We start from the raw sequence: 15,683 nt of genomic DNA, 5'->3' as shown, positions 1-15,683 counted from the left end.
GCCATGCATTTTCCCTCGGGCCGGGAAAGTCGGGACGGAACCGGCCTCGAAAAACGAAAGGAAAAGCAATGGCAATTCCAAAGAACACGATCTGCGTCTGGTATGACAAGGACGCCGAGGCTGCCGCCCGCTTCTACGCCGAGACTTTTCCCAACAGTTCGGTGGCTGCCATTCATCGTGCACCCAGCGACTTCCCGTCCGGCAAGGCGGGCGATGTGCTGACCGTCGAATTCACGGTCGCAGGCATTCCCTGCCTCGGCCTCAATGGTGGCCCCATGTTCAAACACAACGAAGCCTTCTCCTTCCAGATTGCCACGGACGACCAGGAGGAAACCGATCGCTACTGGAACGCCATCGTCGGCAATGGCGGCCAGGAAAGTGCATGTGGCTGGTGCAAGGACAAATGGGGCATCTCCTGGCAGATCACCCCGCGCGTATTGACCGAAGCGATGGCTGCTGGCGGCGATGAAGCAAAGCGTGCGTTTGACGCGATGATGGACATGGGAAAGATCGATGTTGCGGCGATCGAGGCTGCTCGCCGCGGTTGACGGCCGGTTTTAGCGCGCCGCCTGCTTCCAGACGTCGCAGATCGCCTCGGTGAAGGGCGCAAGGTCCAGGCGTTCGCGATGGATGGCAAGGGCCGCGGCGCCGAGCCGCGCCCGCAGCGCCGGGTCTTCGATCAGGCGCCGCAGGGCCTCTGTCAGCGCGTCGACATCGCCGGGCGGGACCAGCAGTCCCGACTGCTCATCGACAATGATGTCTTCGACTGCGCCCACCGGGGTCGTCACCACTGCAAGGCCGGCCGCCATGCCCTCGATCACCGAAACCGGAAGGTTTTCGGCGAAGGATGGTAAAGCGAGGATGTCGGCCGACGCGATCAGCGAGGCGACCTCATCCGGACCAACCCAGCCGGGCAGGCTGACCCGTGTGGCAAGCGCCAGCGCCGCCGCCTTAGCCCGCATCGCCTCCACTTCGCCGTCGCCTGCGATCGTCGCCCGCCAGCCTTCGATCGAAGAGAGCTGTGCAAGTGCCTCGATCAGTTGCGGCGTGCCTTTTCGTTCGCCGACGCGGCCGAGGAAAAGGACATGCATCTGCTCGCCCCCACCGCGATGCGGCAGCGACGGCGTCTCCGTTGCATTCGGCACGATGACGATCTTGTCGGCCGTGCCAGGTGCCCTGGCCGTAACGAAATCACGCCAGATGCGCCCGAGCACGATGACGCGGGCGGCATGCTCGAACAGGCTGCGGATGCGCCGGCTGAGGAAGCCGCTTTCGGTCCAGAATGTCTGATATTGCGACCCGTGCAGGTGCAGCACATAGGCCATGCCGAGCATCCGGGCACAGGCGGCGATGACCAGTTTGCGATAAGTGCTGCCATGGCTCGACAGGTTGATATGCACCACATCCACGCGCCCTGCCACACGCGCTGCGACCATGCTTAGGCAGACGCCCGCCATGGCCAAGACCGAAAGCGCGGTCGGCCCGGAACCGCGGCTGACCAGGAATTGCGCCTCGATATCGCGGCCGCTTCGCCGGTCGAGCTCGCGTTTCAGCGCGCCCATGATCCGGTCGATGCCGCCCTGTCCGGATGTGCCAGAGGGGACGGTAACCAGAACATGCAGGGGTCGAGAACTGGAACGGCGTTGCGGCATGGCTGTTTCACTAGCATGCCCCCGGCGCGCGGCAAAGCGGAGTGCAGCGGAAAGCGGGGAGGGCGGCGGCAACTGCGATGACCTCGTTCGTGCGATTTCGAGCCGGATTCGCCCTTCGCCGAGATTCCGCTATATTTCGCGTGGCGGTGAAGCTAAGCAGGATCGACGATCCAAGGATGATCCCTTGCTGCTGCGCTCCACCCTGATCTACGCTCCGGCGATCCTTCTGACGCGCATTTCGGCGCTGCTGCTGCTGGTCGTCGCCACGCGACTGATCGACCAGACGGAATACGGTCTGCTGACGCTGGTGGTCACTGTCGGCGAGATGACCGACGTTGCCGTCACCAACTGGCTGCGCATCGCGCTGCTGAGACTTGGCGGCAAAGGCGATATCAGCCGCGGCAGCCTCGCTTTGGCCGGCCGGGTCCTGATCGGCACGACGGTGCTGGCGCTCGCCATCTCCGTCGCCGCCTCCGCAGTGGTCGTGCCTGAGCGCTGGATTGCCTTTGCGATTGCTGTCTGCGCCTATCTCGTCGCTGGCGCCGTCGGTCGTTTTGCGCTCACCGTGCTGCAGATGCAGCAGCGGCATTCCGCCTATTCCATGTTCGAATTCCTGCGCGCGGTTCTGCAGCTTGTCTTGCCGGTCGCGGCGATCTTCGTCTTCGAAAAATCCTTCCTCGTGATGTCGCTGGGTTCGAGCCTGGGGGCGCTGATCGCCGGCATCCTTGCCGGCGCCATGGCCTCGCGCAGGATCGTCGCCGGTCCGCCGCGCTTCACCCATCGCGAATTCTTTGCGCTGGGTGTGCCGCTGATCCTCATGGCGCTGGTCGGCTTCGGCCTCAACAATGCCGAGCGCATCTTCCTGAAACTGTTTCACGATGCCGGCGCGGTGGCGACCTTCGCCGCGGCCTATGCGCTGGCGCGCCAGCCGATCGACATGGTCGCCAATGCCGTCAACATGGGCGCCTTCCCGGAAGTGGTGAGCCGCTTCGACGACGAGGGGCCTGCCGCAGCAGGCAGGCTGCTGTCGCAACTGATGGCGCTGCTGATCCGCCTCTGCCTGCCGGTGGCGGCGCTCCTTGTGGCGCTGGCCGGCGATATCGCGGCGCTGGTCCTGCCCGCCGGTTATCGAACCGATGTCGACAGACTTTTCCTGATCATCGCTGCGAGCGTCATTGCGGCGAACCTCACCAGCTTCGTCTACGGCACGGTCGTGCACGCGCACAAGCGGCCATGGCTGCTCATCATCGCCAATGCGGTCGGCTCAGCGGCAACGATTGTCCTGTCGCTTATCCTGATTCCATCGATGGCGGCGGTCGGTGCGGCCTTCGCACTTCTCGGCGGCTCGATCGCCAGCCTCATCGCATGCATCACCATCAGCCACCGGCTGACGCCTGTGCCGGTGCCTTGGCGGGATGTCGGCATCTCGCTGCTGATTTCCGCCACGATGGGCGTCGTGGCGATATTCGTTGCCAATGTGATGGGGGCCGCACCCGCTATAGTAAGGTTGGCAGCCGGCGGGATCGCCGGAGGCGTCGTTTTCATCGCGCTGAATGCCGTGTTCCACAGGCAGGCAACGGTCAGGATTGCCGGTACCCTGCGGATGCGGCTCAGACGCTTCGCATCCTGACCAGGAAAGGCTCTATTCAACGCCTCGGTCGCTGCCGCCATTCCTGCCACAACAGAATGGCGTAAGCCGTATTGGTCTCGTAGTAGCGAGGCCAGAGCCGGCGCGGCTCCTGCGCCGCCCGGAAAAGCCATTCGAAGCCTGCATTCTGGACCATTCTCGGCGCCCTGGCGACCTTGCCGCCATAGACATCGAAGCTGCCACCGACGCCCATGACGAAATTCGGTGTCAGCCCATCGCGGTTCTTGCGCAAAAAACGCTCCTTGCGCGGCGTCGGCATGGCGACGAACAGGCAGTCGGCGCCAGATCGATTGATCGCCTCAAGCACCTCCGGTTCGTCCTCGGGCGTGAAATAGCCGTTCCGCATGCCGGCGACGATAAGTTCGGGGTGATCCTGTTTGAGCCGGTGCTGCACGGCCTCCAGCACCACCTGTTCCGCACCCAGCAGATAGGGGCGGAAGCCGCGGGCAGCGCAGAGGCCGAACAGGCTGGTCATGATGTCGATGCCCGCCACCCGTTCTGGAATGGCGAGGCCGCAGAGCCTTGCGCCCCAAACGACGCCGGTGCCGTCTATGTTGATCATATCCGCAGTGGAGACATCGTCGCGAAGCTCGGGATTGCTGCGCATGTTGACGAGCTTGGCGACGTTGACGACCGTATGATGCAGTGGCTGCTTCAACGTCATCGCCTCTTCGGCAATGGCAAGTGTTTCCGCCATCGTCAGTGCATGCATCGGCGCTCCCATGAATTCCAGCCGCCGAGAAGCGAGCAGGACATGCTGCGACCAGCCGATGCTATGGACGTTCATTCCGCCGCCTCCGGCATCGACGAAGCGCGCGACCTGCTGCCTTCGATGCGGGCATCAGGCTTGCGCGCCTTGCGCCAGGTCCAGAGACCGCGCGTGTCGATCAGTTTCTTGTCGCGCAGGGCTTCGGGGTCGATGAGATTGAACTGCCGGTGATCGACCAGCAGCACGACGACATCGGCCTGGTCGATTGCCGACAGTGCGTCGGCGAAGACGATGCCGCGGCCCTCGAGCTCGCGCGGCAGCGCCCGGACATTCGGTTCGGCGGCGACGATCTTGATCTCCGGTACCTCTGAGAGAAGTTTCACCACTTCGACAGCCGGGCTTTCGCGCAGATCGTCAATGTTCGGCTTGAAACTCAGTCCCAGGCAGGCGATGGTCTGCCGGCGATTGCCGCCGAGCAGAGCAAGAATGTCCCGCACCACGGCATGCGGGCGCTCCGAATTGATGTTGCGCGCCAGATTCATCATCGGCGATTTCTCCGGCGCGGCATCGATGATGAAATAGGGGTCGATGGCGATGCAATGGCCGCCGACGCCCGGGCCAGGCTGCAGGATGTTGACGCGCGGATGCCGGTTGGCGAGGTCGATCACCTCCCATACATTCAGCGACAGATGTTGGCAGACGGCTGCGAGTTCGTTGGCAAAGGCGATATTGACATCACGGAACGCGTTTTCGGCGAGCTTTACCAGTTCCGCACTTTCCGCCGAGGTGATGAACAGATCGCCCGCCACGAAGCTGGAATAGAGTTCGGCTGTCCGCTCCGACGACCTGCGGGAAAGCCCGCCGATCGATCGGTCGTTGTTGATCAGCTCGGTCAGCACCTTGCCTGGCAGAACCCGCTCCGGCGAATAGGCGACCGCCACATCCGCTTCGTCGCCATGGGTGAGCGGGAAGCGAAGATCGGGACGCAGTTCGGCAAGCAGCGTGGTCATCAGGCGGGTCGTGCCGACAGGCGAGGTCGATTCCAGCACGACCATGTTGCCCGGCGCCAGGATCGGCGCAATCGCGCGCGCGGCGGCGAAGACATGCGTCACATCCGGCTTGCGATCCTCTGTGATCGGCGTCGGTACGGCGATAATGAAGGCATCGGCCGGTTGCGGCGTGACGAACGCTTGGAGCCTGCCATTCGCCACCACCTTCTGGATCAGGCCGTCGAGATCGGGCTCGACGATGTGAATCTCGCCGCGATTGACCTTCTCGACCACGGCCGGATTGATGTCGACGCCAACCACATCGAAGTCGCGGCTGGCGAAGATGGCGCAGGTCGGCAGGCCGATATATCCCATGCCGATGACGGAGACGGTCCTGATTTCAGGCATGACGCAACAGCTCCTCGACGATCCGGCTGCTCGCCCGGCCGTCGCCATAGGGATTGTGTTGTTCGGCCATGCCGCGATAGACAGCCTGGTCGTCAAGCAGCACATTGACATTGAACAGGATTTTCTCGACATCGGTACCGACCAGGCGCGCCGTGCCGGCCGCCACGCCCTCGGGCCGCTCCGTATTGCCGCGCATGACCAGCACCGGCTTGCCGAGCGACGGCGCCTCCTCCTGCACGCCGCCGCTGTCGGTCAGCACCAGATAGCTCTGCTTCTGCAGGTAGAGGAAAGCCAGATAGTCCTGCGGATCGATCAGGTGGATGTCCTGCAGGCCGCCGAGCTGAGCGTCAACCACGGCGCGAACGCTGGGGTTGGGGTGGACCGGATAGACGATCTGCACGTCGCCCCGCGTCGCCAGCGCCTTCAGCGCCGTACAAATGCGGTCGATGCCGCCGTCGAAATTCTCGCGGCGATGGCCGGTGACGAGAATCAGCTTCTTGCGGCGATCGAGGAAGGGGAACCCGCCCGGCAAGCGCCTCGCTCATCGGCCTGTCGGCGTCGATCTCCGCTGAGAAATGCATGAGCGTATCGATCACCGTGTTGCCGGTGACGAAGATCATATCCGGGTTCTTGCCTTCGGCGACGAGATTGTCGCGGGCCTGCTGCGTCGGGGCAAAATGCCAGGCGGCGATGTCGCCGACGATCCTGCGGTTCAATTCCTCAGGGAAGGGCGAGCCGATATTATGGCTGCGCAGGCCAGCCTCGACATGGGCGACCGGGATGCGCTTGTAGAACGCGGCGAGCGCCGCCGCCATCGCCGTCGTCGTGTCGCCCTGTACGATGACGACATCCGGTTTCGATTTCTCCAACACCTCGCCGACGCCGGTCAGCACGCGGCTCGTCACGTCGAACAGGGTCTGGCCTGACTGCATGATGTCGAGGTCGTAGTCGACCCTCAGGCCGGTGAGCGCGATGACCTGGTCGAGCATGTCCCTGTGTTGGGCGGTAACACAAATTTCGGTTGCAAGCCCCGTTGCGCCAAGTGCTGCGCGTGCGATCGGAAAACACTTCAACGCTTCCGGCCGCGTGCCGAAGACGATCAGCAGCCTTCGCTCTTTCGGAAGCGGGGGGTGCAAATTGAAATGCATGCTTTCGTCCTGCCACTTACAATTCGGTCAAGCTTGACTACTCGTAGATCTTGAAACTGATATTATCGGGCAGGCCGCGGGGCGACGTTCAGAGCTAATATATAGTTAATTTCGCCGGCAACGCGCCTATACGCGAGAATTTCCCCTTTCGCGCGCGTGGGTTAGCAGGAATTGTGGATGTGTTTTGAAATGGGATCGGGCCGAATTTGCACAACCTGACAATCATCAGCAAAGCCGCGGCGGCCCGTCGCTGGGAGGCCTCTCTTCAGGCTCGATTGCATGCCGTTGGCTATACAGTCTCGGTCGTCCATGCGGCACAAGCCGCGGCGGCCGGGCGACATGGATTCGACCATGTTCTGGCCATCGAAAGCCGCCGCTTCGGGCCGTCGCTCGCCAGTCTTGTAGCTCCGCTACAGACTGAGAATCTCGGAGTCGCCGAGCTCGTGATTGATCTCACTGGTTCTACGGCGGAGACAGACATACCGGTGCTGACATTCGAAATCTTCGGCTGCAACGACATTGCCGAAGGCATCACGGAAATGCTCGCCCGGCGGCAATTGCCGGAGCTCGTAACACGCTTAAATGGTGTTGCTGTCGGCCATGCGCGCCCAATGACAATAGACAATCTTTGGTTGTCGAAAATGTCGAATAATTTACTGGCGGCGGCAATTTCCTTGCTTTTGCAAAGTGTGAAGCGCTTTTTCGCCGGTCGGCTCCAGCCGGTCAGTGCTCCCGCCGTCCCGGAACGAAGCGGCGCTGGTTTCTTTTGGCACTACGCGCCCTTTGCCGCCCGAATGCTGGCCGATCGAATCGCTCGGAAGATAAGGCGTCGCAAGCGGCCATTCTACTGGCAGGTGGCCTATCGGCAGACCGGCGCAGCGGGTGTCGCTGAGACCCGCCGGCTCGACGGTTCGCCTTTCACTGTCCTTTCCGACGATGGAGAGAGCTTCTACGCCGATCCGTTCATGTTCGCACACGGCAACCGGTATTATCTGTTCGTCGAGGAATTCCCCTATGCGTCGGGCCGCGGCGTCATCTCGGTTGCGGAATATAGCGCGGACGGGCGTTTCGGTACGCCACGCGTCGTGCTCGAAGAGCCGCATCATCTCTCCTACCCGCAGGTGTTCGAGGAGGGCGGCGAGATTTTCATGATCCCGGAAAGCAGCGCCGCTCGCGAGCTCGTCCTCTACCGCGCCGACGTCTTTCCTGATCGTTGGGCGCGCGACACGGTGCTGCTTGCCGACATCGATATCAATGATGCGACCCTGTTGCGATCAGAACATCGCCATTGGCTGTTCGGCACGGAAAAATTCGGGCCGGGCAGTGCCTCGGACACCTTGATGGTCTACTCCGCTCCGGCTTTGAGGGGACCGTGGCGGCCGMATGCCCTCAACCCGATCGCCATCGATCGCGCCGCGGCCCGGCCTGGTGGCGCCYTCGTCCGGCGCGGCGGCAGGCTGTTCCTGCCGGTGCAGGACGGAACGCATGCCTATGGCGGCGGGCTCGGCCTCATGGAGCTGCTGCGGCTGGACGACGAGGACGTCGCGTTCGGCCCGCCCGCGCCGATCGGTCCGGGCGATGCCTGGGCACGCAACGGCATTCACACGCTCAATCGTGCGGGCAATATGGAAGTGGTCGACAGTGCCGGCTGACTATGCGGTCGCGGACAACGAGGCTGACGGCCGTTCCTTTGCCCCCTTCGGCTCAAGGCCGGAGTCCGGCTGGCGCCGGTAGGCGATCAACAGCACGAACAGCATGGCGATCTCAGGGGTCTTCGAAGACAGCGTGTTGTTGGAGAGCGCGGCGATGATGAAGATGATCGTACCGACCCAGGCGGCGAGGGGCGCCCCGCGCAGCAGGCGCGCAAAAATCCAGACGACCAGGCCTGTGAAGAACAGCGCCATCGGCAGGCCGAACAGCATGGAGATCACCACCGGCGTGCTTTCGATGAAGGGCAGGTGCACCTTGTTGTTGACGATATACATGAGGTCTTTGACCGGCATGCCGAAGATCAGCTGCGACCAACTGGCATAGCCGAACACCCTGTAGATCGTCACGCGCGCCATAAAGTTTTCGTCGAACAGCGTGCTGCCGAAGCGGTCCATCAGGCCTGCAGCGAACATCACCGCCAAAAGCGCTGCCCCGAGCGGGATCGTCAGCAGAATGACGCCGAATTTCGCCTGCCTCTGGTGACGGTGCGACAGGCGCGGCCAGCGGGTGAAAATCAGCAGGATGAAAATCTCGACGCAGGTCAGCAACAGCGCCGTGCGGGCGCCGGAAGCGGCGCAGCCGATGAACAGCACCAGCACCATCAGGAGCCGCACCCACAGCCGCCAGCGCGTCAGTGCGGCGAAGCCGATCGCCGCGGCGCAGAGCGCGCCGAGCGCCAGCGGATGCATTGTCAGGCCGACCGGCCGGAAGACCAGCTCCACCCGGTCATAGGGCATGATGCGATGGTGGGTGACCGCTTCCGTGATGCCGATCACGGCGCTGGCGACCAGCATGATGACGGTGATGTCGCCGAGCAGCCGGCGCATGGACGCGGGCAGCGTCAGCGTGATCAGGCCGGCAGCGCCGGCGACCAGATAAGTATCGATGACGAAGCCGCTCGACCCGGCGCGGCCCGTGACGAACAGATAGGCGATGATGGCGATGAGCAGCAGCATGTAGACGAGCACGGCCTTGAACAGACCGACCTCGCTGCGCTCCAGCCGGAAGGGGCGGCTGAACAGGGCCAGCGGCAGCAGCAGGAAGATCGCATCCGTGCCGAAATGCAGTTTCTGATAAAACGGTCCGCTCTCGCCGGTATAGCCGACGAACATGTTCATCACTTCGGGCGAGACGTTGAACCTCAGCTGGAAGGCGAAGGCGGCGAGCAGGAAGATCGCGAAGGCCAGCGTATCACGCCGGCTCGCGTCGCGAGGCGCCGATCGTTCCGGCATGGCGCTCGAATAGGTCATGTCGTCCCCGGCGAGGCGTTGCAGCGAGACCGGCTCGAAGGGCCGGACTTGTCCACCTCTACTAAAGCGCCAAAGGGGTTTGCAAACAAGAGCGGCTGGGAAACAACGCCGCCGATCGCCCGTTGCAGCCGGTCGGTGGCTCCTATCGTTGCGAATTCGGCGCAGGTTTTCCCGTTCCAGCAAGATGGGTTGCCGTCATCGTTCCAGAACGGCACATCGGCGCCGAATCGTCATGCCTGTTTGCGTCCGCGACCCGGCGGCGCTATCGTCGGGCGGGCGATCCAGATTGGAACAACTGTGATGGTGTTGTGCCTGAATAATGCGGATGGGGGCGAAATCGCATGTCGCATGCCCCAGAATAGAGCGGCGGATCCGCAGTTTAACCAGAGCGGCCGATTTCTTGCGGCATGTGCTACGCAGTGGTGTACAAAACGTTAAAGTCAGCCGTGTAGTGTACGAGGCGTTGATCCCATGGCCCGAGTGTTTTCAGACCAGTCGAACACATCGCAGGCGAATCCGGCGGCTCGGCCGTTTTCCCGTAGCGATTACGATACGGGCTATCGCGATCCCGGTCCGGTCATCATGCCGCGCACCGAGCCGGCATCGGAGGCGGTGACGATCGACAAGGTCGGCGACTTCCTCGAACTGGATTTCCGTCGCCTGTTCGTATGGCTGCGCAAGGGGGTTCGGACGGGTCTGGCGCTGGCATTGCTGGGCGCCGTGGCTGGCGGGGCCTTTGCCGTGCTCAGCAAGCCTCGCTACACGGTCGGCACGGATATCCTGATCAATCCCGCCAACCTGCAAGTGGTCGCCAACGACCTCTATCAGCAGCCTGGCCAGGTCGACGGCCAGGTGCTGGATGCCCGCAGCAAACTGCGCGTGCTCACGTCGGGCAATGTGCTCTCGCGCGTCGTCGATGAGTTGAAGCTGACCAACGATCCCGAATTTTTCGACCCGAAGCCGAGCCTGGTCTCGGAGCTTCTTGGCCGGCCCGCCGCCAAGCCCGATCCCAAGCTCGCGGCACTCGACAGCCTGCAGAACCGGGTCAGCACGCTTGCCGACGATACCTCTTTCGTCGCGACACTGTCGGTATCGGCCGAGACCGTCGACAAAGCCATTGCGATCTCCAAATCCATGGTCAAGGCTTTCCAGGATGAACTGGCGAAAGCCGACGCCGAGGGTGCCAACCGTGCCGCCGCGGCCTTGGATGACCGTCTCGGCCAGCTGAAACGCGACGTGCAGGCCGCCGACGAGAAGGTCGAGGCCTATCGCCGCAGCCACAAACTGGCCTCCAGCGACGGACAGCTCGTGAGCTCCCAGTTCATGACGCAGCTCAACAGCCAGATCGTCGCCGCCCAGTCGCGGCTGATCGCAGCGCAAGCCGCTTATGACGCCGTGGCCGCTGCCGGTCCCAATGCCGGCAGTTCCGATCCGGTCGCAGCTGCGGCCCTGGTCGCGCTGCGCAACAAGGCCGGCAATCTGCAGCAGCAGCTTGATGCCATGTCCATGACCTACGGCAAGCGTCATCCGGCTCTCGTGCAATTGCATGCCGAGCTCAACGCCGCCAATGCCCAGATCAAGGCCGAAGTGAACCGCATCCACGAAGCGGCGAAATCGACGCTCGACAAGGCGAAGTCGGGGCTTGATGGCCTGAACGCCAAGATGGACGATCTCAAGGGCAATGTCTTCAGCGACAGCGAATCCCAGGTGGCGCTGAGGGAGCTGGAGCGCGACGCTTCGTCGAAGACGGCCGTCTACGAGAGTTTTCTCGCGCGTGCACACCAGATCACCGAGCGCGAGCAGATAGACACCACCAATGTCCGGGTGATTTCGACCGCCGTGCCGCCGGCCGGCCGCTCATGGCCTCCGCGCACCAGCATCGTTGTCGGCGTTGGTTTTATCGCGGGCTTCATGCTCGGCTTGCTGTTTGCAGTCATCCGCGGCATTTTCCGTGATCTGCGCGAGCCACCGTTCCGGTCTGGCGAATTTCGCGCGTGACGGCCGAGAGCCGAAAGCGCCTCGTCTTCCACACGCCGAGCCTCAGGGGCGGCGGCGCCGAGCGCGTCTTCGTCCTCATGGCCAATGAAATGGCCGCGCGCGGCCACCACGTGACTTATGTGACCTGGAATGCCGAAGGTCCGAATACCGAGTTGCTATCGGGCCTGGTCAAGCTGGCGGACCTCGGCATGGCGATAAGAGGCGAAGGTTTTGGCAAGCTGCCGACTCTGCGTGGTCTCCTGCGAACTGCCGCATTCCTCAGAAGGGCTCGGTCCGACGCGGTCTACAGCGCGCCGGACTTTGCCAACCTGATCATTGCACTTGCACTGCGGCTTTCGGGGAGCTCGGCAAAATTCTTTCCAAGCTACCACGCTGCCTCGGCCCATCCGCGCATGGCGCTTGGCGCCCATGTTTCGATTTGGCTATCGAGGCTCGTCGCGACCCGTGCCGACAAGGTCATCGCGGTGTCCGAAGGTGTCGGCCGCGATCTGGTCGCCCGCGGTTTTCGATCGGAAAGAATCGTGGTGATCAACAACCCTCTGCCACCACCGACGCCGCATGCCGGTGTCGTCTACTCGTGGCGGATGGCGCTCCTGGCCATGGGGCACGGGCCGGTGATCGCCTGCATCGGCAGGCTGGTGCCGGTCAAGGATCATCGCACATTGTTTCGTGCCTTTGCCCGGCTCTGCGCCACGTGGCCTGCGCGCCTTGTCATCTTCGGCGATGGCCCGCTGGAAGCGGAGCTTCGCGCCTTCGTCGGGGAGCTTGGCATCGCCGACAATGTGCTGTTTGCCGGATATGTCAACGATCCCGCGGCCTGCTATGCGGTTGCTGATCTGGTGGTGCTGTCGTCGCTCACGGAAGGTTTTGGCAATGTGCTCATCGAAGCCATGGCTGCGGGCGTGCCCGTCGTCTCGACCGACGCGCCACATGGGCCGCGCGAAATCCTCGAGAATGGGCGCTATGGTGCGCTGGTGCCTGTCGGCAATGCCGAGGCGCTCGCTGCGGCCATGGACGAGGCGCTTGCCCGGCCGGTGGACGCCGACCTTCTAAAGCGCCGGGCGGCCGATTTTGAGGTGACCGCGATCGGTGACCGCTACGAGGCACTGTTGTAGCGCCTCCGATGGAGTTGCCTCAAATCACCGTTTTGAAATACTCGATCGTCTTCTTCAGCCCTTCGCGCAGCGGGATCTTCGGCTCCCAGTCGAGCACCTGCTTGGCGCGCGAAATGTCGGGGCAGCGCTGCAGCGGATCGTCCTGCGGCAGCGGGCGGTAGACCATCTTTGATTTTGAGCCGGTCAGTTCCAGCACGATCTCCGCCAGTTCCTTCATGGTGAATTCGCCGGGATTGCCGATATTGACCGGATAGGTCACGTCGTCGGGCGCGTCCATCAGCCTCATCATGCCTTCGATCAGGTCGTCGCGGTAGCAGAAGGAGCGGGTCTGGTTGCCGTCGCCGAAAATGGTGATGTCCTCGCCACGTAGCGCCTGGACGATGAAATTGGAGACGACACGGCCGTCGGCCTTGTTCATGCCGGGGCCGAAGGTGTTGAAGATGCGCATGACGCGGATGTTGACGCCGCGGCTGCGGTGATAGTCATACATCAGCGTTTCGGCGCCGCGCTTGCCTTCGTCGTAGCAGGAGCGGATGCCCATCGTGTTGACATTGCCCCAATAGGCTTCCCTCTGCGGATGCACCAGCGGGTCGCCGTAGATTTCCGAGGTCGAGGCCTGCAAGACCTTGGCGCCGGTTTTCGAGGCGAGCTCGAGCAGGTTCATCGTGCCGATAATGCTCGTTTTGAACGTATAGATCGGGTCGCTTTGGTAATGTACCGGCGAAGCCGGGCAGGCGAGATTGAAAATCTCGTCGAACTTGACGTCGACCGGGTCGATCACCGACTGCTCGATGACGGCGAAACTCGGATTGCCGCGCAGATGGATGATATTGTCGACGGCGCCGGTGAAATAATTGTCGAGGCAGGTGACGAAGAAACCGCGTTCGATCAGCCGGGTGCAGAGATGCGAACCCAAAAAGCCCGCGCCGCCGGTAACCAGAATTCTCTTCATGTCAGACCATCCCCCAAAGCCGTGTCCCTTCCGGCCCATAGAACCTGAGTCGGGTTTCTAAATGGTGTCCGCGACGGATTTCGGCGCGCCGGTGATTTTTCACAAGCGCTGACGCAATCACAGCAATATCACTGCTGCTATCGCAACTTCAAACTGGAGGGAAGGGGAAACAGGCGAAGCCTGAACAGCTTGGTCGGAGTGGAGTGATTCGAACACTCGACCCCCTCGTCCCGAACGAGGTGCGCTACCAGGCTGCGCTACACTCCGAACTCAAGTTGGCGCGTTCTATAGACCAGGCTTTTCGTTTCGACAAGCCATATCGGCAAAAAAAAAGAGGAATTCTCGCTCTGATCGTAAGTTTATGAAAAATATGAAAAAACTCTGGCTTGGCGGATATTCCGGCCGAGATCGGACTGCGCAGTAAACCCTGCGCAGCGAGCCTCAAGCGTCCACCAAATTCACCTTGTTGAAATGCGCCAGCGCCTGGTCGACCCGATCATGCAGCGTGAGTTGGCCCTCAAACAGCACGCCCGCCGTCTGGCAATATTTGCTCACCAGGTTCGGTCTTTCGGTAGCGATCAGAAATGTCAGATTGTTCCGATTGTCCTCAAGATACTTGGCGCATTTCCGGCGGAATGTCATGTCGCCGCCATCCATGCTGTTGTCGACCAGGATGAATTCAAAGTCCATGGCGAACAAAAGGCTGATGCCGAGACGCGCTTTCATCTCGCCGTTATAGTTGCGCAACGGGCCGTCGAGATATTTGCCAAGGTCGGCGAATTCGCGAACAAATTCGTGAACCCGGTTGAAATTACGCCCATAGAGATCGCTCAGGAAGCGAATGTTCTGGCGGCCGGACAGTCTGCCGGAAATAACGCTGTTGCTGCCCCAGGGCCAGGAAATTTCGCCGCGGCGGACAATCGAGCCCTCGCTCGGTTTTTCATTGCCGGCAGCCATACTGATGAAGGTCGTCTTCCCCTGGCTGGGAGGCGCTAAAATCCCGAGGCTTTTTCCCGGTTCTACCGCGCCGCTGAAATTGCGAATGAGCCAGTTTATCTCGCCCTTGCGGTTGCGATAGGCTTTGCCGACATTGTCGAAGACGATCATAGTTCTTCCTCGTCGTCTTCGTACCGTGATCTGAGGATTTCCTTGCGCCACACGTGCTCGACAGTGAGTGCAATCAGCATAAACGCTGCGGAAAAGGAGGCGAGATAAGTGGGGCTATAGACAGATGTATAGTCGAGATAGGAATTTTCGCGGATAGCCTCGACGCAATGCAGGAATGGGTTCCACCAAACGAAACTGAGAATGTTCGGCGGCAGTTGCACCGGCACGAAGAAAATGCCGGATGCCAGGTAGAGCGGCAGCGCCATCAATCTCCACAGGCTGCGCCACAGCGGCCACAACGCTCCCACGGTCGCATTGAACATCGACATCGCGATGCAGAAAAAATAAACCATCAGCAGCGCAATAACCATGCGCTGAAAATTGACCACCACCTGCTCGCCGACGATGATCTGGACGGCGGCCAGGAACGTGGTCAGGATGAGCAGCCAGATGGTGAATTCCAATGTGGTTCTCGCCACAACCGCATCCATCGGCCGGATGGCGCCGAATTCGAAAAGCGGCAGGTTGGTGACAATGCCCTTCATGCCTTTGGCAATCGTCGCGCGGATGGCGCGGCAGGCAATGATCCCCGTCAGCAGGAAGAGGATGGAACTGTCGCCGAACATGGGATTGGAGTCCTTCACGACCAGGCGGAAGAACAGATAAATGCCGATAAACGCCGACGGCTCAACCAGTGTCCACACATACTCGAACGGGGTATCGCCGAACCTCAGGGCAGCTTCGCGGAAAATCAACGCCACGATGATACGGGCATTGTTGACCGCTCCGTGCAGAATGTTCACACGAATGGGTGCCGAATCAGACCGATGAGCACTCATCTGAAAGTTATTCCTGTCATGTCGGAGTGATCCGGGCGGCAAGCCGCCCGGCCTGCATTAAGCAGACTTTCGTTGGCAAGCCAACGATTCGTCCGCCTGGAGTCTCTTGTTTTGTCGCAGGTTCTTGTCGGAAAACCGTGGGACACTTTTCCGGAACC

General features: G+C 61.8%; 14 protein-coding genes and 1 tRNA gene. 5 read left to right on the top strand and 10 right to left on the bottom strand.

Annotated elements, in window-relative coordinates; genetic code table 11:
• The first annotated feature begins 74 nt into the window (after positions 1–74).
• Positions 75–548, top strand: a complete 474-nt coding sequence (locus AC1D06_RS16430; RefSeq protein WP_477987038.1) for a VOC family protein — start codon at positions 75–77, stop codon at positions 546–548.
• A gap of 9 nt (positions 549–557) precedes the next feature.
• Here AC1D06_RS16430 and AC1D06_RS16425 read toward each other — a convergent pair whose 3' ends face one another.
• Positions 558–1,652 carry a glycosyltransferase family 4 protein gene (locus tag AC1D06_RS16425; protein ID WP_477874026.1) on the bottom strand — a complete coding sequence of 365 codons (1,095 nt, stop codon included), beginning with the start codon at positions 1,650–1,652 and terminating at the stop codon, positions 558–560.
• Positions 1,653–1,836: 184 nt separating this feature from the next.
• On the opposite strand from AC1D06_RS16425, the gene AC1D06_RS16420 reads away from it, so the two are divergent.
• Positions 1,837–3,282, top strand: a complete 1,446-nt coding sequence (locus AC1D06_RS16420) for a lipopolysaccharide biosynthesis protein (protein ID WP_477987033.1) — start codon at positions 1,837–1,839, stop codon at positions 3,280–3,282.
• A 16-nt stretch (positions 3,283–3,298) separates the two neighbouring features.
• Here AC1D06_RS16420 and AC1D06_RS16415 read toward each other — a convergent pair whose 3' ends face one another.
• Genes AC1D06_RS16415 through wecB form a run of 4 tightly spaced genes read right to left on the bottom strand, consistent with a single transcriptional unit; the run spans position 3,299 to position 6,554 of the window.
• On the bottom strand, positions 3,299–4,087 hold the full coding sequence (locus AC1D06_RS16415; protein WP_477987032.1) for a WecB/TagA/CpsF family glycosyltransferase: 789 nt from the start codon (positions 4,085–4,087) through the stop codon (positions 3,299–3,301).
• The gene (gene wecC / locus AC1D06_RS16410) at positions 4,084–5,406 is read right to left on the bottom strand and encodes a UDP-N-acetyl-D-mannosamine dehydrogenase (RefSeq protein ID WP_477874032.1); all 1,323 of its coding nucleotides are present in this window, start codon (positions 5,404–5,406) and stop codon (positions 4,084–4,086) included. Before wecC ends, AC1D06_RS16415 begins: the two co-directional genes overlap by 4 nt.
• Positions 5,399–5,854: a UDP-N-acetyl glucosamine 2-epimerase gene (locus AC1D06_RS16405; RefSeq protein ID WP_477987036.1), complete on the bottom strand. Its 456-nt coding sequence runs from the start codon at positions 5,852–5,854 to the stop codon at positions 5,399–5,401. The genes wecC and AC1D06_RS16405 overlap by 8 nt, the downstream gene beginning before the upstream one ends.
• Positions 5,754–6,554, bottom strand: a complete 801-nt coding sequence (wecB, locus tag AC1D06_RS16400; RefSeq protein ID WP_477987031.1) for a non-hydrolyzing UDP-N-acetylglucosamine 2-epimerase — start codon at positions 6,552–6,554, stop codon at positions 5,754–5,756. The genes AC1D06_RS16405 and wecB overlap by 101 nt, the downstream gene beginning before the upstream one ends.
• A gap of 206 nt (positions 6,555–6,760) precedes the next feature.
• Here wecB and AC1D06_RS16395 point away from each other — a divergent pair, with 206 nt between their 5' ends.
• The gene (locus AC1D06_RS16395) at positions 6,761–8,206 is read left to right on the top strand and encodes a glucosamine inositolphosphorylceramide transferase family protein (protein ID WP_477987029.1); all 1,446 of its coding nucleotides are present in this window, start codon (positions 6,761–6,763) and stop codon (positions 8,204–8,206) included.
• On the opposite strand, the gene AC1D06_RS16390 is transcribed toward AC1D06_RS16395, so the two are convergent.
• Entirely contained in the window at positions 8,207–9,514 is a 1,308-nt protein-coding gene (locus AC1D06_RS16390) for a VpsF family polysaccharide biosynthesis protein (RefSeq protein ID WP_477874038.1), read from the bottom strand.
• 471 nt (positions 9,515–9,985) lie between these two features.
• Here AC1D06_RS16390 and AC1D06_RS16385 point away from each other — a divergent pair, with 471 nt between their 5' ends.
• Positions 9,986–11,512: a GumC family protein gene (locus AC1D06_RS16385; protein ID WP_477874040.1), complete on the top strand. Its 1,527-nt coding sequence runs from the start codon at positions 9,986–9,988 to the stop codon at positions 11,510–11,512.
• A complete protein-coding gene (locus tag AC1D06_RS16380; protein WP_477874042.1) occupies positions 11,509–12,627 on the top strand; it encodes a glycosyltransferase in 1,119 nt (372 codons plus the stop codon). The genes AC1D06_RS16385 and AC1D06_RS16380 overlap by 4 nt, the downstream gene beginning before the upstream one ends.
• Positions 12,628–12,646: 19 nt before the next feature.
• On the opposite strand, the gene AC1D06_RS16375 is transcribed toward AC1D06_RS16380, so the two are convergent.
• The 4 genes from AC1D06_RS16375 to AC1D06_RS16360 all read right to left on the bottom strand — a co-directional run bounded on the left by AC1D06_RS16375 (position 12,647) and on the right by AC1D06_RS16360 (position 15,489).
• A complete protein-coding gene (locus tag AC1D06_RS16375; RefSeq protein ID WP_477874044.1) occupies positions 12,647–13,579 on the bottom strand; it encodes a UDP-glucuronic acid decarboxylase family protein in 933 nt (310 codons plus the stop codon).
• Positions 13,580–13,769: 190 nt separating this feature from the next.
• A tRNA-Pro gene (locus AC1D06_RS16370) sits at positions 13,770–13,846 on the bottom strand.
• Positions 13,847–14,020: 174 nt separating this feature from the next.
• Positions 14,021–14,686: an ABC transporter ATP-binding protein gene (locus tag AC1D06_RS16365; protein ID WP_477874229.1), complete on the bottom strand. Its 666-nt coding sequence runs from the start codon at positions 14,684–14,686 to the stop codon at positions 14,021–14,023.
• Positions 14,683–15,489, bottom strand: coding sequence for an ABC transporter permease (locus AC1D06_RS16360; protein ID WP_477874231.1), 807 nt, complete (start codon positions 15,487–15,489; stop codon positions 14,683–14,685). Before AC1D06_RS16360 ends, AC1D06_RS16365 begins: the two co-directional genes overlap by 4 nt.
• Positions 15,490–15,683 lie beyond the last annotated feature (194 nt).

It is taken from the genome of Rhizobium sp. P2_G2, assembly GCF_056403555.1.
This window is presented reverse-complemented; position numbering and strand designations above follow the sequence as displayed.